Source organism: Microtetraspora sp. AC03309 (assembly GCF_020826795.1).
GTDB classification, from domain to species: Bacteria; Actinomycetota; Actinomycetes; order Streptosporangiales; family Streptosporangiaceae; genus Microtetraspora; species Microtetraspora glauca.
The window spans coordinates 91,749-111,027 of the sequence record NZ_JADDIL010000006.1 but is presented as its reverse complement, the minus strand read 5'-3'; the positions used below and the strand labels follow the sequence as shown (position 1 = coordinate 111,027).

The 19,279-nt window shown below is 69.7% G+C and carries 15 protein-coding genes; 10 read left to right on the top strand and 5 right to left on the bottom strand.

All coding sequences use genetic code 11. The features are described 5' to 3' along the window. The first annotated feature begins 119 nt into the window (after positions 1–119). The 9 genes from IMZ11_RS05205 (at position 120) to IMZ11_RS05165 (ending at position 11,295) form a co-directional block, all read left to right on the top strand. Positions 120–3,620 carry a nitrate- and nitrite sensing domain-containing protein gene (locus IMZ11_RS05205; RefSeq protein WP_228638007.1) on the top strand — a complete coding sequence of 1,167 codons (3,501 nt, stop codon included), beginning with the start codon at positions 120–122 and terminating at the stop codon, positions 3,618–3,620. Further along, positions 3,617–4,036, top strand: coding sequence for a roadblock/LC7 domain-containing protein (locus IMZ11_RS05200; protein ID WP_228638005.1), 420 nt, complete (start codon positions 3,617–3,619; stop codon positions 4,034–4,036). Before IMZ11_RS05205 ends, IMZ11_RS05200 begins: the two co-directional genes overlap by 4 nt. Before the next feature lie 22 nt (positions 4,037–4,058). Then, positions 4,059–4,418, top strand: a complete 360-nt coding sequence (locus IMZ11_RS05195; RefSeq protein ID WP_061259042.1) for a DUF742 domain-containing protein — start codon at positions 4,059–4,061, stop codon at positions 4,416–4,418. Then, positions 4,399–4,983: an ATP/GTP-binding protein gene (locus IMZ11_RS05190; RefSeq protein WP_374462137.1), complete on the top strand. Its 585-nt coding sequence runs from the start codon at positions 4,399–4,401 to the stop codon at positions 4,981–4,983. The genes IMZ11_RS05195 and IMZ11_RS05190 overlap by 20 nt, the downstream gene beginning before the upstream one ends. Positions 4,984–5,234: 251 nt before the next feature. After that, complete coding sequence (locus IMZ11_RS05185) at positions 5,235–6,362, top strand: spermidine/putrescine ABC transporter substrate-binding protein (protein ID WP_228638000.1); 1,128 nt, start codon at positions 5,235–5,237, stop codon at positions 6,360–6,362. A 433-nt stretch (positions 6,363–6,795) separates the two neighbouring features. Next, positions 6,796–9,834 (top strand): nitrate- and nitrite sensing domain-containing protein, encoded by a 3,039-nt coding sequence (locus IMZ11_RS05180; protein ID WP_228637998.1) that lies wholly within the window; start codon positions 6,796–6,798, stop codon positions 9,832–9,834. 5 nt (positions 9,835–9,839) lie between these two features. After that, the gene (locus IMZ11_RS05175; RefSeq protein ID WP_228638091.1) at positions 9,840–10,253 is read left to right on the top strand and encodes a roadblock/LC7 domain-containing protein; all 414 of its coding nucleotides are present in this window, start codon (positions 9,840–9,842) and stop codon (positions 10,251–10,253) included. Between the two features lie 21 nt (positions 10,254–10,274). Then, positions 10,275–10,712: a DUF742 domain-containing protein gene (locus IMZ11_RS05170; RefSeq protein WP_082777340.1), complete on the top strand. Its 438-nt coding sequence runs from the start codon at positions 10,275–10,277 to the stop codon at positions 10,710–10,712. Further along, positions 10,693–11,295 carry an ATP/GTP-binding protein gene (locus IMZ11_RS05165; RefSeq protein ID WP_082777341.1) on the top strand — a complete coding sequence of 201 codons (603 nt, stop codon included), beginning with the start codon at positions 10,693–10,695 and terminating at the stop codon, positions 11,293–11,295. Before IMZ11_RS05170 ends, IMZ11_RS05165 begins: the two co-directional genes overlap by 20 nt. Before the next feature lie 494 nt (positions 11,296–11,789). Here the strand turns inward: IMZ11_RS05165 and IMZ11_RS05160 are convergent, their stop codons facing one another. Genes IMZ11_RS05160 through IMZ11_RS05140 form a run of 5 tightly spaced genes read right to left on the bottom strand, consistent with a single transcriptional unit; the run spans position 11,790 to position 16,114 of the window. After that, positions 11,790–12,791, bottom strand: coding sequence for a methyltransferase (locus IMZ11_RS05160; protein ID WP_228637996.1), 1,002 nt, complete (start codon positions 12,789–12,791; stop codon positions 11,790–11,792). Then, on the bottom strand, positions 12,788–13,570 hold the full coding sequence (locus IMZ11_RS05155; protein ID WP_228637994.1) for an ABC transporter ATP-binding protein: 783 nt from the start codon (positions 13,568–13,570) through the stop codon (positions 12,788–12,790). Before IMZ11_RS05155 ends, IMZ11_RS05160 begins: the two co-directional genes overlap by 4 nt. Positions 13,571–13,579: 9 nt before the next feature. Beyond that, on the bottom strand, positions 13,580–14,368 hold the full coding sequence (locus IMZ11_RS05150) for an ABC transporter permease (protein WP_061259050.1): 789 nt from the start codon (positions 14,366–14,368) through the stop codon (positions 13,580–13,582). Beyond that, complete coding sequence (locus IMZ11_RS05145; RefSeq protein WP_228637992.1) at positions 14,365–15,138, bottom strand: ABC transporter permease; 774 nt, start codon at positions 15,136–15,138, stop codon at positions 14,365–14,367. Before IMZ11_RS05145 ends, IMZ11_RS05150 begins: the two co-directional genes overlap by 4 nt. A 19-nt stretch (positions 15,139–15,157) precedes the next feature. Then, complete coding sequence (locus IMZ11_RS05140) at positions 15,158–16,114, bottom strand: ABC transporter substrate-binding protein (RefSeq protein ID WP_228637990.1); 957 nt, start codon at positions 16,112–16,114, stop codon at positions 15,158–15,160. A 450-nt stretch (positions 16,115–16,564) separates the two neighbouring features. Between IMZ11_RS05140 and IMZ11_RS05135 the strand changes: the two genes are divergently transcribed. Further along, positions 16,565–19,276, top strand: coding sequence for a nitrate- and nitrite sensing domain-containing protein (locus tag IMZ11_RS05135; protein ID WP_228637988.1), 2,712 nt, complete (start codon positions 16,565–16,567; stop codon positions 19,274–19,276). Positions 19,277–19,279: the final 3 nt, after the last annotated feature.

The window sequence follows — 19,279 nt, the reverse complement described above, 5'->3', positions numbered from 1 at the left end:
AGCAACCCCTTACCAGTTGGTAACAATTCTGTCGCCCTCGGAGGGCGAATCGCCGGTAATCGTGACCTTGTGGTCGAATTGTCCGCGTTTGCGTAGCGATGTCATTTCATGCTGTCGGGATGCGTGATGGCATCCCGAGAATGGCGGGGCCGGTGAGTACGGAGCAGCAGAGCGGCGGTGGCGCGGAGGGAACGCCCGAAGCGGCCGGAGCGCGGAGCGGCACGTGGGCGGACCGCCTCGCACCGCGCAACTGGCGTGTCCCCTCCCGGCTGACCGCTTTGATCGTCGCCCCGACCCTCGTGGCGGTGGCGCTCGCGGGCGCCAGGGTCGTCGACTCGGTCGGCAGCCTGAACGGATACCAGCGGACCAGCTCCGCCGCCGAATACTCCGTACGGCTCCGCGACCTCGCCCAGCAGCTCGCCATGGAGCGCGACCTCGCCGCGCGCGGCGGCGGTGCCAAGCGGGTATTCAACGTGGACGGCACCACCAAGCTGACGCTGACCGACCAGCGCGTGGCGGTCGACGGCCTGGCGCGGAAGGTCGCGGCCGACCTCGCGAAGATCGACGACAGCTACGGCGTGCGTGCCGTACAGCAGGCGGAGCAGGCGGGGAACCGGCTCTCCGGCCTGGAGAACGTCCGTGAGAAGGGCACCGAGGAGGACTACACCGGCATCATCGCCGGTCTGCTGCGCCTGCACGACGAACTCGGTCAGAGCAGCGACGACGCCCTCGTCGTCGCGGACATGCGCGCCCTGAGCGCCCTGGCGTACGCCAAGGAGGAGGCGTCCCAGCAGCGGCAGATGCTGACCAGGGAGCTGATGGAGGCCAACCAGCGGTTCACCGGCTACGAGCTGAGGGACTTCATCGCCTCCCAGTCCCGGCAGCAGGGGTACGTCGACCGCTTCTACGCCGAGACCGGCTCCGGCGACGCCGCGTACCTGGCCGGCCTCCTCAGCGACAAGGACGTGGTCGACGCCGAGCTGACCAAGTCGTGGGCGATCACGCTGGCGATCCAGAACTCCTCGCTGAGCCGCTACCAGGCCAGGGACCGGACCCTGGTGCGCTGGTTCCAGCACAGCACCAAGACGATCGGGCAGCTCGCGGTCGCCGAGAAGCGGCTCTCCGGCGCCGTCATCGACCGTGCCAAGGACCTGCAGTCCGCCGAGCAGCGCAACGCGCTGATCGCGGCCGGGCTCATCCTCGCCCTCCTCCTGCTCGTCCTCGCCACCACCGTGCTCATCGCCCGGTCGATGGTCCGGCCGCTGCGCCGGCTGCGGGCCGAGGCCCTGGAGGTCGCCGGCATGCGGCTGCCCGAGGTCGTACGGCGGATGCGCGAGTCCGACGACCCCGAGAACGTGCCCGAGGTGCGGCCCATCGACCTCGGCACGAACGACGAGATCGGCGAGGTGGCCCAGGCGTTCGACGAGGTGCACGCGCAGGCCGTACGGCTGGCCGCCGAGGAGTCCCGGCTGCGCAGCAACGTCAACGCCATGTTCGTGAACCTGTCGTGGCGCACCCAGACGCTCGTGGAGCGGCAGATCTCGCTGATCGACGGTCTGGAGCGTGGCGAGCAGGACGGCGCCCGCCTGTCGGACCTGTTCAAGCTGGACCACCTGGCCACCCGCATGCGGCGCAACAGTGAGAACCTCCTGGTCCTCGCCGGGCACGAGCCCGCGCGCAAGCGGAGCAAGCCGGCCCTCCTGGTCGACGTCGTACGCGCCGCGCTCTCGGAGGTCGAGGACTACGAGCGGGTGACCGTCCGGGTCCACCGCACCGCCTCGGTCGCCGGGTACGCCGCCAACGACTCCGTCCACTTGGTGGCCGAGCTGGTGGAGAACGCCATCGCCTACTCGTCGGACCGTACGAAGGTCGTGGTGTCGAGCGACCGCATCGAGGGCGGCGCGGTGCTGCTCTCGGTGAGCGACTCCGGGATCGGCATGTCGCAGGAGGAGTTGGCCGAGGCCAACCGGCGGCTCGCGGAGCCGCCCATGGTGGACGTGTCGGTCTCCCGGCGGATGGGCCTCTTCGTGGTCGGCCGCCTCGCGCTGCGGCACGGCATCCGGGTCCAGCTGCGCAGGGGCGACGCCGGCGGCCTGATCGCCATGGTGCTGTTCCCCGCCGAGCTCGTCTCCGGCACCGACCGGCCCGTCGCCGGGCAGGCTTCGGGAACCACCACTGGGCAGGTTCCGGGAACCGTCGCCGGGCAGGTTCCGGGGAACGGTCCCGCGCCGGCCGGGAGCGGGTTCGGCCAGGGTCAGGGCAACGGCTTCGGGCAGGTCGCCGGGAACGGCGTCGGCCGGGCCCAGACCGCCGCCGCGCCGGGTCCGGCGACAGGTCCCGTCGCGCGTACGGCGGGCGCCCATGCGGCAGGGACCGGTGCGTCAGGGAGCGGTGCGTCAGGGAGCGGGGCGCCGGGCCGGGAGCCTTCGGCGACGTCCGCTCCCTCAGGAGCGGGGACGACCCGGGGGAACGGGCTGCCGACGCGCACCCCGGCCGCCAGTGGTTTCTCCGCCTCCGGGGGAGCGGCCCAGCTTCCCACGGGAGGGTTCTCCGCCTTCGGCGATTCCGGCCGGCAGGACAACGGGAGCACCGGAAACACCGGGGGCTTCTCGGCGTTCGGAGACGCGGACCGGCAGAGCACGGGGCAGTTCCCCGCGTTCAGGGACGGGGATCGGCGGAGCACAGGGGAGTTCCCCGCCTTCAGAGACACGGACCAGCAGAGCACGGGGCAGTTCCCCGCGTTCAGGGACGGGGATCGGCGGAGCACGGGGCAGTTCCCCGCTTTCAGCGACGCGGACCGGCAGGGCCCGAGCGGCTCCGTCGTCTATCCCGCCCCGACAGGAGACTCGGGCGGCTCGGCCGGGCTCCCCAACCGCGCCGGCACCGCGGACCGTACGGCACCCGCCGACGGCTCCGGTCGCGACAGCCGCCAGGCACCCCCGGCGTCGTACGCGTCCTCGATGGACGCGCCGTCGGCCCTGCCCAGGTTCACGGAGCATTCCGGCGCCTTCCCCGTGGAGGGGGCCCCGCCGGTCCCCTCGCACATCGCGGACGACGCGCACCTCGAACGGGGAGACGAGTTCTTGCCGATCTTCGCCTCGGTCGAGTCCGCGTGGTTCCGCCGACCGGCGACTCCGGCCGCGGGCGCCGTGTCCGGTGCCGCCCCCGCTGGTGCCGTACCCGGGACGCCCGGATCCACGACCGGATCCACGACCGGACCCGCGACCGGGTACGGGAACGGCTCGGCGCAGGGGCGGACCGTGTCGCCGGGCGGGGGCGCGACCGCCGTTCCGGCCACCTCCGGAGGTCCCGGCGGCGACCCGTCGCGGGGCGGCTGGGCGTCCCGCGCGGACAGCGGATTCGAGGCGGCGGCCGCGGCGAGCGCCCCCTCTCTGGGAGGCGTCACGTCGGCGGGATTGCCGAAGCGGACCCCCAGGGCCAATCTTGTGCCCGGCTCGGTGGGCGCGGCGCCGGGCACCCCGGCCCCACCCAGGCCAGCGGTGTCGCCGGATCTGGTGCGCAGCCGCTTGTCCAGCTACCAGCAGGGTGTACGGCGCGGCCGGGCCGACGTGTCCGGCGCCGAAGCCGAGAAGCCCGGTAATGAGGAGGAAAGTTCGTGACCGCCCTCAGCGTTGAGGCACGTAGGTTCGACTGGCTGATCACGGAGTTCGTCGGCGGCACCCCCGGTGTCGCGCACGCCGTGGTCGTGTCGGCGGACGGGCTGCGGCTGGCCAATTCCGACGGGTTCCCGCCCGACCGCGCCGACCAGCTCGCCGCGGTGGCGGCGGGTCTGCTCAGCCTGACCGTGGGCGCGTCCCGCGTCTTCGACGGCGGTTCGGTGACCCAGACGGTGGTCGAGATGCAGCGCGGGCTGATGCTGATCATGGCGATCAGCGACGGATCCTGCATGGCCGTGCTCGCCGCGGCCGACTGCGACATGGGCCTGGTGGCCTACCAGATGACGCTGCTGGTCGAGCGGGTCGGCCAGGTGCTGACCCCGGCGCTCCGCGCCGAGCTGCAGTCCACCCGCCGCTGACGCCCGGTCATGGGAGACAGGCATGCGCCCTGGTGATGGGGAAGAGGACGAGCCCCTCTTCCGTCCGTACGCCGTCACCGGCGGACGCTCCGAGCCGCGTTACCACCTGGCGATGGAGACTCTCGTATCATCGGTGACTCTGATGAGCGATGACTACTCGCTGCTCAGCCCCGAGCAGGAGTCGATCATCGTGCTCTGCCGTTCCGTTCGTTCCGTCGCGGAGATCTCCGCGCTGCTGCGGGTTCCGCTCGGCGTGGCCCGCGTGCTCATCGCCGATTTGGCCGATGAGGGTCTGGTCCGCCTGCACGTGCCCCAGCTCAACCAGGGACAACCAGACCTCAACCTGCTCGAAAGGGTGCTCAGTGGACTTCGCAGGCTCTAGCCACGGCTCTCAACGGGGCCTCGCCTCAACGAAGATCGTCGTGGCCGGTGGGTTCGGAGTGGGCAAGACCACCTTCGTGGGTGCCGTCTCGGAGATCCTCCCGCTGACGACCGAGGCCGTCATGACCGACGCGAGCGCGGGCATCGACGACCTCGGCCTCACGCCGAACAAGACGACGACCACCGTGGCGATGGACTTCGGGCGCCTCTCCCTGGCCCAGGACCTCATCCTTTACCTGTTCGGCACTCCCGGTCAGCACAGGTTCTGGTTCATGTGGGACGATCTTGTACGCGGCGCGATCGGCGCGGTCGTGCTGGTCGACAGCCGCAGGCTGGCCGACTGCTTTCCCGCCATCGACTATTTCGAGGAGGCCGGGCTGCCCTTCGTGGTGGCGATGAACGGGTGGGACGGCACGTTCCACCACTCGGTGGAGGAGGTCAGGGAGGCGCTGTCCCTCGCCCCCCACGTCCCGCTGGTCCGTACGGACGCGCGCTCGCGCGAGGCGGTGAAGTCCACGTTGATCAGCCTCGTGGAGTACGTGCTCCGCGTGCGGGCCGTGAACTGAGCGCGGCACCGGACCAAGCCGAAAAGGGCCGTCGAGGCGCCCCTTATTGATGGCGATTGTGGCGTTTTGTCCGATTTCACGGACCCGTCACAGGATGCGCCATGTTGAACACGGATTCAAATCAACTCGTCGTCCGATCGTTAACGCTGTCCGAAAAGTCTTGCTTAAACCTGGTCTGGGCTGCAACACTCCTCCTTTGGCCTGCCCTTTGCAGAGCTCTCGAAGATCTGAATCCCGAAGGAGTTACGGTCGTGTCCCGTACCCGGTACACCCGTCGTCTTCCGGCTGCCGCCGTCGTGGCCGGTCTTGCCCTTGCCCTGGCAGCGTGCAGCTCGTCGGAGACCACAGGAGCCGGGGCGGCTCCAACCGCGGCCGCCGCGAAGCTGGACCCGAACGCCGACCTGAAGAAGCAGTCGCTCAACATCACCATCTGGGACGGCTACTCGCCGAAGGACCTCCCCCAGCGGGTGAAGCAGAAGCTCGGCTTCGACATCAAGATCGCGATCCACGACACCAACGAGACCGCGATGGCCAAGCTCACCGCGAGCGAGAACAACGGCGGCTTCGACGTCGCCTTCGTCTCCGGCCAGTACGCCCAGGCGCTCAACGAGCAGGGCCTGCTCGAGCCGCTGCACGCCGAGCTGATCCCGAACCTCGCGAACCTCTACCCCGAGGCGTCGGAGCTGTCCTACGACAAGGGCAACAAGTTCTCGGTTCCCTACACCTGGGGCAGTACCGGCATCTGCTACCGCAGCGACCTGGTGAAGACGCCGCCGACGAGCTGGAACGACATCCTCAACCCGGCGCCGGAGTACGACAAGAAGGTCACGATGATGACCACCGAGCGCTGGCTGGCCCTGCCCGCCCTCAAGTCGCTCGGCTACTCCATCAACACCGCCGACGACGGCCAGCTCGCCAAGGCCAAGGAGCTCCTGCTCAAGGCCAAGTCCCACCTCCTGGCGTACGACGACACGACGTTCGGCGACCGCCTCAAGTCGGGTGAGGCCGTGATGGTCGAGGCGTGGGACGGCTGGTGCCCGGAGAACGTCAAGAACATCAAGTTCACCGTGCCGAAGGAGGGCAGCGACCTCTGGGCGGACACCATGGTGATCCTGAAGAGCTCCAAGAACAAGGAGGCGGCGCACGCCTTCATCAACTACATCCTCGACCCGGAGATCCACGGCTGGGTGGCCGCGAACATCCTCTACAAGGTGCCGAACAAGGCCGCCATGGACAAGGTCGACCCCGCTCTCGTCCAGTCGTTCCCGTCGCTCAAGCTGAGCCCCGCCGACCTGCTCCAGGGTGAGTCGATCATCGACCTGGGCGCCGACTCGGCCAAGTACACCCGCCTCGCGACGGAGGTCGCGGCGCAGCAGTGATCCGAGTGACCCACGGCTGACCTCACGTTCGACATGTGACCCGGCGCCTCCCTTCTGGGGGGGCGCCGGGACCGTTACAACGACAGGATCAGCCGATTTTGATCACTTGGGCTGACCCAAATGCGGTCCTATACATCCCGTTCTGTGGGAATAAGGTCACGACTGCGCGCGGTGCACGTTTGGCCGATCTGGTAATGGTGTGTTCCAATTACCCTCGCTTCAATGACGTCCCAGGCATCACAGCCGCCACGCGGCTGAGGGCCATAGCTGCGCGTATATGAGCTTCGGCAAGAGGTTGCGAAAACCCGTGAGTACTCAAGAACCCAAGGCTGCCCCAGAGCCGGAGGCCGTACCGGTATCGAGGCCGGCCTCCGACACCGCGTCCAGGCGCGCCTCAGGGGACGGCGGCTGGTTCCGGCTGGGGAACTGGAGGGTGAGGTCGCGTCTCGTCGCGCTCATCCTGCTTCCCACGGTCGTCGGTGTGCTACTCGGTGGCATCCAGCTTGCCGACGCGGTCAACACATCGGTCCAATACCGGCGCCTCAACGAGGTGGCGGGCCTGGTCCAGGCGGTCAGCGGCCTCTCGCACGAGGTCGCGATGGAACGTGACTACACCGCCTGGTACACGGCGACCGGCCGCAGGCCGGCCCGGCTGGCCCAGGTGCGCAACGCGCAGCAGGACGTGGACAAGGCGAGGAAGAAGGTCGCCGACACCATCGCGCAGCTCGACAGCGGCCACTCCGCCCGTGTCCGCAACCGGGTCGAGGAGATCGAGCGCTGGATGGAGGGCCTCACCGGCCTCCGGAAGCAGTTCGTCTCCAGCGGCGTGCCCGCCCGAGCCGTTCTCGGCACGTACACGACCATGATCGAGGCGTTCAACGCGCTGGGCGACGAACTGCGGTCCGCCACCGGTAGCGACCGCCTGTTCGCCGACGGCATCGCCCTCGGCGCGCTCAGCCGGGCCAAGGAGCAGGTCGCCCGCCAGCGAGGCATCTTCACCGTCGGAATCGCCGAGAAGGCGCTCACCTACGACGACCTCTCCGACTTCCTCGGAGCCCGCCAGGCGCAGGACAGCAACTTCGAGACCTTCCAGAAGGAAGCCTCTTCCGAGGACGTCAAGTTCTACACCCAGACGGTCAAGGGCTTCCAGATCGAGAAGGCGTACTCCCTCCGAGCCGGCGCGCTGGCCCAGATGCGCGAGTACAACCGGATCATCGACCTGGACCGCACCCGCAGGGGCGACGACCTGCGCCTGTGGTTCGAGACGATGACCACGACCGTGGACAAGATGAACATCGTCGAGCAGCGCCTCGCCGGGTCCGTCGTGACGCAGACGCAGACCCTGGCGGACGACGAGCAGCGCCGGGCGATCATCTCCGGTTCCGCGATCCTCCTGCTCCTCGGCCTGATGCTGCTGATCACCACGGCGGTCGCCGGATCGCTCACCCGGCCGCTGCGGCGACTGCGCCGCGAGGCGCTGGAGATCGCCGGTTCGCGGCTGCCGCGCACGGTCCAGATGCTGCGCGAGGCGCAGGACGACTCGGTCAAGGTCGAGGTCGCGCCCATCCAGGTCAACACACGCGACGAGATCGGTGAAGTCGCCCGGGCCTTCGACGAGGTCCACCAGGAAGCGATCCGGCTGGCGGGCGACGAGGCCAAGCTGCGAAGCGCCGTCAACTCGATGTTCGTGAACCTGTCCCGCCGCACCCAGACGCTGGTGGAGCGGCAGCTGGCCCTGATCGACGGGCTGGAGCAGGGCGAGCAGGACGAGGGCCGTCTCGGGAACCTGTTCAAGCTGGACCACCTGGCGACCCGCATGCGCCGTAACAGTGAGAACCTGCTGGTCCTCGCGGGCCAGGAGCCCGCCCGCCGGTGGGGCCAGCCGGTCCCGGTCGTCGACGTCGTCCGCGCCTCGCTCTCCGAGGTCGAGAACTACGAGCGAGTGAGCCTCCAGGTGTCGGCGGGCGGCGCGGTCGTCAGCCAGGCCGTCAACGACGTCGTCCACCTCGTCGCGGAGCTGGTCGAGAACGCGATCTCGTTCTCCCCCCGCGAGACGAAGGTCGTCGTGTCGAGCAACCGGATCGACGGCGGCGGTCTCATGATCTCCGTCAGCGACCTGGGCATCGGCATGACCGCGGACGAGCTCGCCCAGGCCAACTGGCGACTCGCCAACCCGCCGGTCGTGGACGTGTCGGTGTCCCGCCGCATGGGCCTGTTCGTGGTCGGCCGCCTCGCGTTGCGCCACGGCATCCGGGTGCAGCTCCGTCAGCAGGACGCGGGCGGCCTCACCGCCATGGTGCTCCTGCCCGAGGCGCTGCTCGCCCAGGCCGGCCCGGCCTTCCCGGGCATGCCGCCGGCCGACCCCGCCGCCCAGTTCGGCGGGGCCCCGGCGCTGGCCAGCCCGACGTCCTTCGACGCCCCGCCGCGTACGCCGGTGATCGGGTCGGACGCGCCGGGTGTCGGCACCCCGGGCGCGGACCCGTTCGAGCGTGGCCCGTTCGACACGTTCGGACGGGACAAGGAGCCGTTCGCCAAGAGCGCCTTCGGCGCGGGCGCGGCCCCGGAGCCGGAGCCGTTCGCGCGTGACGCGTTCGACGCGCCCCAGACGGCCCGCGACCCGTTCGACCCGCCGGCGGCCACGCGGAACCCGTTCGACCCGCCGCCCGCTCCGGCGCGCAGCCCGTTCGACCCGCCTCCGTTCGAGCAGGGCTCGGACGCGGACCCCTTCGCGAAGAACGCGTTCGGCGCGGGCGCGGCCCCGGAGCCGGAGCCGTTCGCGCGCAACCCCTTCGACCCGCCCCCGTTCGAGCGTGGCAAGGCCACCGGCGCTCCCGTGGACACGCCGTGGCCGGGTCACCTGCCCGCGCCCGGCAGCTCCTCCTGGCCCAGCCCGCCGGGAGACTCGGGCGGCTGGCCGGCAGCTCCGCGCGGGGCGTTCGAGCCGGATGTGGACAACACCGGCCCCCTGCCCGTCGTACGGACCTCGCCGATGGAGGACCAGCCGGAGGAGTTCCTGCCGATCTTCGCGGCGGTCGAGTCCGACTGGTTCAAGAAGGTCGAGCCGGGGACCGAAGAGCCCGAGAAGAAGTCCGGCATGGAGACCAATCCGCTGGAAGCACGGCAATGGTCGTCCCCCGCCGACGCCGGCTGGCAGGCCGCCAAGGCCGCCAGCGACCCGTCGCTCGGGGGAGTCACCTCCTCCGGTCTGCCCAAGCGGGTCCCCAAGGCCAACCTGGTCCCGGGTTCCGCGTCGGCGATCGCCTCCAGTGGGGCGTCGGCGGCGGCTCCGGCACCCCCGCCACCCGCTCCCTCGATCTCGCCCGACCGCGTACGCAACCGGCTGTCGAGCTTCCAGCAGGGCATCCGGCAGGGACGCGCGGTGGCGCGAGGAGAGGTCAGCGGTGACCAGGGTTATCCGGGGGCGACGCCGATGACCGGCGGCGGCCCGGACACTGACAAGGAGGACGCATGAGGGAGATGAGCCAGGCGGCTCGCGGCATCAACTGGCTGATCACTGACTTTGTGAACAACGTGCCCGGCGTGGCTCACACGGTCGTGGTGTCGGCGGACGGCCTGCCGCTGGCGTACTCCGATGGGTTCCCCAAGGACCGGGCGGACCAGCTGGCGGCGGTCGCCGCCGGGTTGATCAGTTTGACGCAGGGCGCGTCGCGGGTGTTCGAGGGCGGCCCGGTCACGCAGACGGTGGTCGAGATGCAGCGCGGGCTGCTCCTGATCATGTCGATCAGTGACGGGTCGTGTCTCGCGGTGCTCGCGTCCGCGGACTGCGACATGGGTCTGGTGGCGTACCAGATGACGCTGCTGGTGGATCGTGCGGGACAGGTGCTTACCCCCGCGGTACGCGCCGAGCTCCAGGCGTCCCAGCCCAGATAAAGGTGATGACAGGAGGACGTTGTGGCAGGCGGCGGCTGGACGGATGAGCCCTACCCGCCGGTGGACGACGCCCACCGGCACTATGGCGGGACGAACCCGATTCCTCAACCGGGGCCGGCGGAACCGAGTTCACTGGTGCGCCCCTACGCGGTGACCGGTGGGCGTACGGCACCGCGTCTCCAACTCGCGATGGAGGCACTCGTGTCCTCCGCGACCTCGACTCACCAGGATCTGTCCACGCTCACGCCAGAGCGGCAGGCGATCGTCTCGCTGTGCCGCCAGATCAGGTCCGTGGCGGAGGTCTCGGCGATGCTGCGGATCCCGCTGGGCGTGGTCCGCGTGGTGATCTCCGATATGGCGGCGGAGGGGCTGGTGCACGTGCACCAGCCGCAGTTGGAGGCTGGTAAGCCGGATCTGAACTTGCTTGAAAGGGTGCTCAGTGGACTTCGCAGGCTCTAGCCATGGCTCTCAGCGGGGCCTGACCTCGACGAAGATCGTGGTGGCTGGCGGTTTCGGTGTGGGCAAGACCACCTTCGTCGGCGCGGTCTCGGAGATCATGCCGCTCACGACCGAGGCGGTGATGACCGACGCCAGCGCCGGCATCGACGACGTCGGGCTGGTACCGCACAAGACCACGACGACCGTGGCGATGGACTTCGGCCGGGTCTCCCTGGACCAGGATCTGATCCTCTACCTGTTCGGTACGCCGGGTCAGCATCGCTTCTGGTTCATGTGGGACGACCTCGTGCGTGGCGCGATCGGCGCGGTGGTGCTGGTGGACACGCGGCGGCTGGCGGACAGCTTCCCCGCGGTCGACTACTTCGAGGAGGCCCAGCTCCCGTTCGTCGTCGGCGTCAACGGCTTCGACGGGCAGTACCCGCACAGCGAGAACGAGGTACGCGAGGCCCTGAGCCTGTCGCCGCACGTGCCCATCGTCCGCACCGACGCGCGTACGCGGGAGTCGGTCAAGACCACGCTCATCACTCTGGTCGAGCACGCCCTGACGATGCGTGTCGCCGTACCCGGTTGGGGCGGCCGCTGACCGGGGCCCGGTACGCGAGCGCGCGAACGGCCGGAGTCCCGGCGAGACGTGCGCTCGAACGGCCGGGGTGCGCGTCCGCCACGCGTCCGCCCCGGCCGGCGGTGTCATCCGCCTCATCCGCCTCGCCCGTTCAGCCCCGTACGCGGGAAGCGGCGGCCAGGCTCCCCCGAGCTTCGGGCCTGCGAAAGATCCCCAGATCTGGCTTTTGTCACCTAACTGGGTAGATGCCAGGCGAAGCGCGATAGATGCCGAAGATATCCCGGTTGCTATCACTTGCTGCTTTGGACCGTTCCACAAATCGCGCCGGTTTCGGGCCGGATGAATTCCTGTTGTGGTCCTATTTTTTCGAGTTATGCCCTTCGGGGGCGCGTCGGAGGGGCTCTCTGCCCGAGATCGGCGACGCGCGCGCGTGCTCCCGGCCGGGCCCCGTGGATCGCCGCAGCGACGACCCACGGGACGATCCACGGGGACGGCCCGCCGGAGAGAGACGGACCCTAGACGGGCAGGGCCTCGATCAGGCTCGCCCCGGCGGGGAGCGGCACCACGCGCGAGACCGACAAGCCCGACGCGGCGAGCAGCGCCGCGTACTCGCCGCGGGTCCGTTCCCTGCCGCCCGCGAACAGCGTGAGCATCCGCAGGTCGATCTCCTTGCCGATGTGCGGCGAGTCGTCGTCGGGCAGCACCATCTCCAGCAGCAGCACCCTGCCGTCCGCGGTCATCGCCTCACGGACGTTGCCCAGGATCCGCAGGGCCGCGTCGTCGTCCCAGTTGTGGATGATGCTGGCCAGCAGGTAGGCGTCGGCGGCGGGCACCCCCTGGAAGAAGTCACCGCCGACGAGTTCGCACCGGTCGCCGAGACCCCGCGCGTCCAGCGGCTCCCGGGCGTCCTCGACCACGTGGTCCAGATCGAAGAGCACGCCGCGCACGGCCGGGTAGGCGTCGAGCACCGCGGCCAGCAGGTGCCCCTTCCCTCCGGCGACGTCCACGAGGGTCTTCACCCCGGAGAAGTCGTAGCCGCCGGCGAGCGCCGCCTCGATCGGCGCCGCACGGGTGGCCATGTAGGCGTTGAAGTTCCGCGCCGCCTCGGGCCGTTCCGCCAGGTAGTCGTAGTACGGCCCGTACTGCTCCACGAACACGGAACGGCCGCGCCGTACGGACTCAGGGAGTGTGCCCAGCGCGTGCCAGTAACCCGCCTCGGCCATCACCCGTACGGCGGGGCGCATGCTGCCGGGCACGTCGCCGCGCAGCATGCCGCCGGCCTCGGTGAGCTCGTAGACCTGGGGGGAGACCGTGCGCACCACGCCCATCGCCGCGAGCTCGCGCATCACCCGGTCAAGCGACGGGGCGTGCGCGCCGCAGGCGGCGGCCAGGTCCGTGACGCTGAGCGGGCCGGCGGCCAGATGGTCCGCGCAGCCCAGCTCGGCCATGGTGGCCAGGGCGCCGAACCGCGAGAGGCCGATGATGGCGTCCCAGATGGGGCCGGTGGAGTCGATCAATGCTTCTCCAGAACTGAGGCGGGGGTGGCGGTGTGACCGCCCCGGACGAGACGGCCCACTTCGGCGCGCAGCCGGACGAAGGCGTCGAGCTGCCTGGTCGCGATCTGGTCGCGCGAACGGCCGAGGCCGATCTCCAGGTCGGCGGCGACGCGCGTCGGGGACCGCGTGAGGACGATGACCCGGTCACCGACGTACACGCTCTCGTCGATGTCGTGGGTGATCAACAGGATGGTGATCCCGTGGTGGGCGCAGACGTTCAGGACCAGGTCCTCCAGGTCCTCGCGGGTCTGCGCGTCCACGGATCCGAACGGCTCGTCCATGAGCAGCAGCGATGGCCGGTAGGCGAGCGCCCGCGCGATGGAGACGCGCTGCTGCATGCCTCCGGACATCTCCCACGGGAACTTCCCGCCCGCGTCGGCCAGGCCGACCTGTTCGAGGGCCGTCATCGCGGCCTCCCTGCGCCGCCTCCGGTCCATCCCCTTGCGCCGCAGCGGCAGGGCGACGTTGTTGGCCGCGGACATCCACGGGAACAGGGACCGGCTGTAGTCCTGGAAGACGATCGCCAGGTTGTCGGGCGTGCGTTCGACGGGCTCGCCGCCGAGCGTGATCCGCCCACCCGACGGCCGGATGAGCCCGGCGACGGATCGCAGCAGGGTGGACTTCCCGCACCCCGAGGGGCCGACGACGCTGACCAGCTCGCCCTCGGCCACGGAGAAGCTCACGCCGCCGAGTACGCGGTGCGAGCCGTACGAGTGGACCAGATCGGTGATCTCGAGCACGGGACCTTCCTAGGTAGTCTGCCTGGCACCTCGATGCCAGGCCAGAACGCGCCGTTCCACCAGCAGGAACGCTGAGTTGAGCAGGTAGCCGAGCAGGCCGAGCAGCACGATGCAGCCCCACATGTCGGGGTAGAGGTAGCTGCGCTGCGTGTAGAGCAGCCGGTAGCCGATCCCGTCGGTGCCCGCGAAGATCTCGGCGATCACCATGAGGATCAGCGCGAGGGAGAGCGCCAGCCGCAGCCCCGCGAAGATCTTGGGCATCGCGGAGGGCAGGATGACCTGCCACAACCGCTGGGCCGCGGAGAAGCCGAAGATGCGCGCGGTCTCCAGGTGCTGGCGGTCGACCGTACGCGCGCCGTCGATGGTGTTGAGCAGGATCGGCCAGATCACCCCGAAGACGATGGTGGCGAGCTGGGCCGGGGTGCCGAGCTTCAGCAGGGCCAGGAAGAACGGCACGAGCAGCGGCGGGGGCACGGCCCGGCCGAACTGGATCAGCGGGTCGACGTAGTCCGACAGCCGGGGCGAGCACCCGATCGCGATCCCGGCGGCGATGCCGATGACCGCGGTCACCAGCCAGCCGGTGAACAGCCGGGCCAGGCTGGGGCCGAGGTCGGCGAGCGCGCCGTCCGTCAGCAGGAGGTGCGAGGGCGGTCCGGAGAACCAGAGCTCGTACATTCGCGCCAGGATGGCCGACGGGGGAGGGAAGAACGGCTGCTCCGCCACGCGCGTGACGACCTCCCACGCCACGAGCGCGACCGGCACGAGCCAGAGGCGGCCGAGAGCCTTGACGACGTTCATCGGGCTCCTCCGGTGCGGACGTGGTGCCAGCGGAACAGGCGGCGTTCCAGCGCCACCATCACGGAGTCGGCGACGACGCCGAACAGGCCGGCCCACAGGGTGGCGGCCAGCATGAGGTCGACGCGGCTTCCGCTCGCCGCCTCGGTGATGTAGATCCCGATGCCCTCGGACCCTCCGGCCATCAGCTCCGCGCTGATGGCCAAAATGATCGCGATGCCGGACGCGACGCGGATCCCGGTGGCGATGAACGGGGCGGCGCTGGGCAGGGCCACCCTGGCCAGGACGGGGAGGGGACCGAAACCGAAACTGCGCAGGGTCTCCTTGGCGAGCGGGTCGACGTCCTTCAGGCCGTAGATGGTGTTGATCAGTACGGGCCAGGACGACGCGTACACGATGACGGCCAGCTTGAGGTTCAGGTTGTCGCTGAAGAGCAGGATGGCCAGCGGGATGACCGCGACGGACGGGATCGGGCGGAGGAACTCGATCAGTGGGCGCACCGCCGCCTCGGCCCGCGGCAGGGTGCCGAGCAGCAGCCCGGCGGGTACGGCCACCGCGACCGTGAGCAGGAGCCCGAGGAACCAGACGGTGAGCGTGGCCCCGGCGTCGGCGAGGAAGTCCTGGTCGGTGACCAGGCCGGCCGCGCCGGCGAGCACCGTGGACATGCGCGGCAGGAACCGGTCGTCCACCAGCCCGCTCATGCCGACGAGCTCGGCGGCGGCGAGGAACCCCGCGGCGCCCACGACGCCGCGGAGCACTCGTGCGTAGTTCATGATCGTGTGATCGTCACTGTCAGGCGGCGGGAGGCGCCAGGATCATGGACTTCACGTCGAGGTCGGTCTTCAGGTAGTTGTACTCCTTCATCAGGTCCACCACCCGCTGGAGCCGCGTCTCGCTCAGCGACGTGGGGTAGGAGCCGAGGGCGATCACCGCCGCGGTCGCCGCGTCGATCTTGGTGTAATTCGGCAGGACCTCTTCCACGATCTTTCGGTCGTTCGCCACGAGTTCCTGCGCCTTTCCGAGCGCGCGCTGGAATGCGGCCATGGTCTTCGGGTATTTATCGGCGACCGTTTCTGTGGTCAGCCAGCCGGCGACAGGGAGGTCCTGGGTCGGTCCGGCCATGGCGTCGGCGATGATTCTTCCGCCCGCCTTGGATTCCACGGTGATAAACGGCTCGACCATAGCCGCGGCATCGACCTGACCGTTTTCCAGAGCCGCGGGCATGTCCGGATAGGCCTTCTCCACGAACTGGTCCTGCGTGGCCGTTACTCCGGCCACCTTCATCTGCACTTCGGCGGTCATCTGGCTCACGTTCTTGAACGTGTTGACCGCGATCTTCTTGCCTCGGAGATCGGCCGCGGATTTGATCGGAGAGTCCTTCTTGACCATGAGGACGAAGGCTCCGGGCGCGGCGCCGTAGCTGTCGGCGACGTACTTGAACTTGCCGGCGCCCTTCTCCTGGGCGAGGAAGGTGCCGATGTAGGCGCCGAGCGTGAGGTCGATGCTCCCGCCCAGCAGCTTCTGGATGCCCACCGCGCCACCGGCGACGACCTCGGTCTTGACGTCGAGGCCCTCGGCCTTGAAGAAGCCGCGGTCGATCGCGACCTGCAGCGGAGCGATGTCCGGGACCGGGATGGTGGCGACGACCAGCGTGGTCTTCTCGAGTCCTCCGCTCGCGGCGGCGCCGTTCGACGAGGAGGAGGTGTCCGTATCTGAACCGCCGCATGCCGTGAGCGCGAGCGCGGCCACGACACCGACGGCGAAGGTCCGACCCATAAGTCGCATGGAGTCTCCTTGGCTGGGGAAGGAAGTGTGCCCGACCGGTGTGAAGATCGCGGAAGACGGGCGACGGGCGAGAAGCGTACAGCAGGCAAAACGTCCTAACGCGGAATAAGTCGCCTATGTCGCCAAACTTGTCAATAAATCCACTATGTCCATAACCCTGCGTGCAGGGATTTGGACCGGTTTCGCGGCCGGGGCGAGATTCGGTCATGTGTCGCTGTGCGTAATCCTCCCTGGATATCGCTCTCTCCGCATCGCTTCCTCGCCATCCAGGCGGTCTTTGGAACGTTTGAAGGAGATCGAGTGGTTGGTCAATCTCGTCGCTTTGTGCTCAAATTGCCCCGGACTCGTGGCAGGCTTCCCGAGCGAATCCCCTGAAAGTCCTTCTGGAAAGACCAGCGCGAGAGGTTGCGACCTGTGAGGACAGCAACGATCGAGAGCGGTCGCCGCGCCGAGCTCCAGCCGCCCGGCGAGCCGGTCGCCGGCGGTGCGCCCACCGCGAGCACACAGCCGCCGGAACCGGCGACCGGGAACCAGTGGGCCCTGAAGAACTGGCGCGTGCGCACCCGGCTCCTCGCGCTGATCGTGCTGCCCACCGTGGTCGCGATGCTTCTCGGCGGTTTCCGGGTGACCAGCTCGATCAGCACCGCCGCCGAATACCAGCGCGTACGGCAGGCGATCGACCTGGTCGGCAGCGTCGGAAACCTGACGCACGAGCTCCAGCTCGAACGGGACCTGTCGATCCGCTACATCGCCGCCGGCCGACGCGGCGGCGGCTACCTCACACCGATCCGCACCCAGCAGGGCACCGTCAACACCGCGGTCGAACAGGTACGCATCAAGATGCAGGCCGCGACCGAGGTGTTCGGCGACCTCGGCCGGCAGGAGGTCGTCCGCGCCAACGGCCGCCTGGGCGAGATGGCCGCGCTGCGGGAGATCGTGCTGGAAAGCTCGCTGCCGCCGCTGCCGTCCCTCACCAAGTACTCCATCGTCATCTCCGACCTCCTGCGGCTGTACGACACGGCCGCGGAGGGTGTCGTGGACGAGGAGCTCAACGCGAGCATCAAGGCGCTCGGCTCACTCGTCCGCGCCAAGGAAGCGGTGTCGAAGCAGCGTGCGCTGCTGGCCGTCGGGCTGGCCAGGCAGCAGTTCGACCCCGCCGAGATGGACGCCTTCACCTCCGCGCGCGCGGGGCAGGAGAGCGAGCTCAGCGGATTCTTCGCGGAGGCGAGCACCGGCCAGCGCCAGCTCTACAGCGACACCGTGACCGGCCAGAAGGTCGACCGCGCCGCTTTCCTGACCGAACGCGCCCTCGGCATGGCCAAGGCCGGGCAGCCGGTCCGGGCACTCGACCGCAGAGGATCCGACGAGACGCGGTGGTTCGACGCGATCAGCGACCGGATCGACAGCATGCAGAAGGTCGGCGACGCGCTGACCAAGTCCGTCATCGCGAAGAGCCTCACCTTCCAGCAGGACGCCCGTAGCGTCGCGGTGCTCAACATCACGCTCGTCGTCGCGGTCCTGCTGTTCGTCGTGCTCATCACCACCATCATGGCCCGCTCGCTCGTACTGCCACTGCGGCGGCTGCGCCGCGAGGCGCTGGAGATCGCCGGGCACCGGCTGCCCGAGACGGTCCAGCGGCTGCGCGAGTCCGAGGGCATGGGCGGCCCGCCCGCGGTCCAGCCGATCGGTGTCGCCTCGGCCGACGAGGTCGGCGAGGTGGCGCGGGCCTTCGACGAGGTCCACCGCGAGGCGATCCGGCTCGCCGGTGACGAGGCCCAGCTGCGCAGCAACATCAGCGCCATGTTCGTGAACCTGTCCCGCCGCACCCAGACGCTGGTGGAGCGGCAACTCGCCCTGATCGACGGGCTGGAGCAGGGCGAGCAGGACGAGGGCCGTCTCGGGAACCTGTTCAAGCTGGACCACCTGGCGACCCGCATGCGCCGTAACAGTGAGAACCTGCTGGTCCTCGCGGGCCAGGAGCCCGCCCGCCGGTGGAGCCAGCCGGTCGAGGTCACCGACGTCGTCCGCGCCTCGCTCTCCGAGGTCGAGGGCTACGAGCGCGTAGTGATCAACATGCCGTCCGACGTCGCGCTCGTCGGGCAGGCCGTCAACGACGTCATCCACCTGCTCGCCGAGCTGGTCGAGAACGCCCTGGCCTTCTCTCCCAAGGACAGCCGTGTGATCGTGTCGGGCAACCGCATCGACGGCGGCGGGATGATGGTCTCGATCACCGACACCGGCATCGGGATGACCGTCGAGGAGATCGCGGAGACCAACTGGCGACTCGCCAACCCGCCGGTCGTGGACGTGTCGGTGTCCCGCCGCATGGGCCTGTTCGTGGTCGGCCGTCTCGCGTTGCGCAACGGCATCCGCGTCCAGATCAGGCCGCACGGCGACGGCGGGCTCACCGCCATGGTCCTGCTGCCGGAACCCGTGATCGCGCAGCCCGCCGTGGCCGCGCACCCGAACGGCTTTCCCTCCGCGTGGACGCCCCAGCATGATCCGCAGCCCGTCTGGGGCGCGCCGACCGCCCCCCAGCCCGAGTGGGGCGCGCCTCCTCCCCAGGTCGGCTGGCACGCGCCGCCGCCCGCGATCTCGTCCATTCCTCCTCAGGACACCCAGATCCGGATGCGGCCCCGCCGCCAGGAGCACGAGTTCGACGACGCGACAGGTCCGCTGCCCGCGTTGCGCAACACGCCCGTCGAGGAACGCCAGCAGGAGGAGTTCCTGCCGATCTTCGCCTCGGTGGAGTCCGCGTGGTTCCAGCGCGTGCCCCCGTCGGAGACGGGGCCGGAATGGCGGCAGCAGGAGAACGTGGAGGCGGGCTGGCAGGCCGCCGACGCCGCGGTGCGGAAACCGTCCTGGGAGGGGAACACGTCCTCGGGCCTGCCCAAGCGGGTGCCCAGGGCCAACCTCGTTCCCGGCTCCGTCGGCTCCGGCGGCTCCGGCGGCTCCGTCGGCTCGGCCGGGCCGGCGGCCTCCCCGCCGCCCGCGCTGTCCCCCGACCGCATGCGCAGCCGGCTCTCCAGCCTGCAACGCGGCGTACAGCAGGGCCGCGCGGTGACCAGAGGCGAACTGAGCGAGGACCAGGGATATCCCGGGCCCAAGAATGTGGAGGACGCATGAGAG

What these genes read in the sequence shown, in the direction of transcription:
- IMZ11_RS05205 (WP_228638007.1), top strand. Translation starts at nt 120, where the DNA reads ATGCGTGATGGCATCCCGAGAATGGCGGGGCCGGTGAGTACGGAGCAG.
- IMZ11_RS05175 (WP_228638091.1), top strand. Translation starts at nt 9,840, where the DNA reads ATGAGCCAGGCGGCTCGCGGCATCAACTGGCTGATCACTGACTTTGTG.
- IMZ11_RS05150 (WP_061259050.1), bottom strand. Translation starts at nt 14,368, where the DNA reads ATGAACGTCGTCAAGGCTCTCGGCCGCCTCTGGCTCGTGCCGGTCGCG.
- IMZ11_RS05195 (WP_061259042.1), top strand. Translation starts at nt 4,059, where the DNA reads ATGCGCCCTGGTGATGGGGAAGAGGACGAGCCCCTCTTCCGTCCGTAC.
- IMZ11_RS05145 (WP_228637992.1), bottom strand. Translation starts at nt 15,138, where the DNA reads ATGAACTACGCACGAGTGCTCCGCGGCGTCGTGGGCGCCGCGGGGTTC.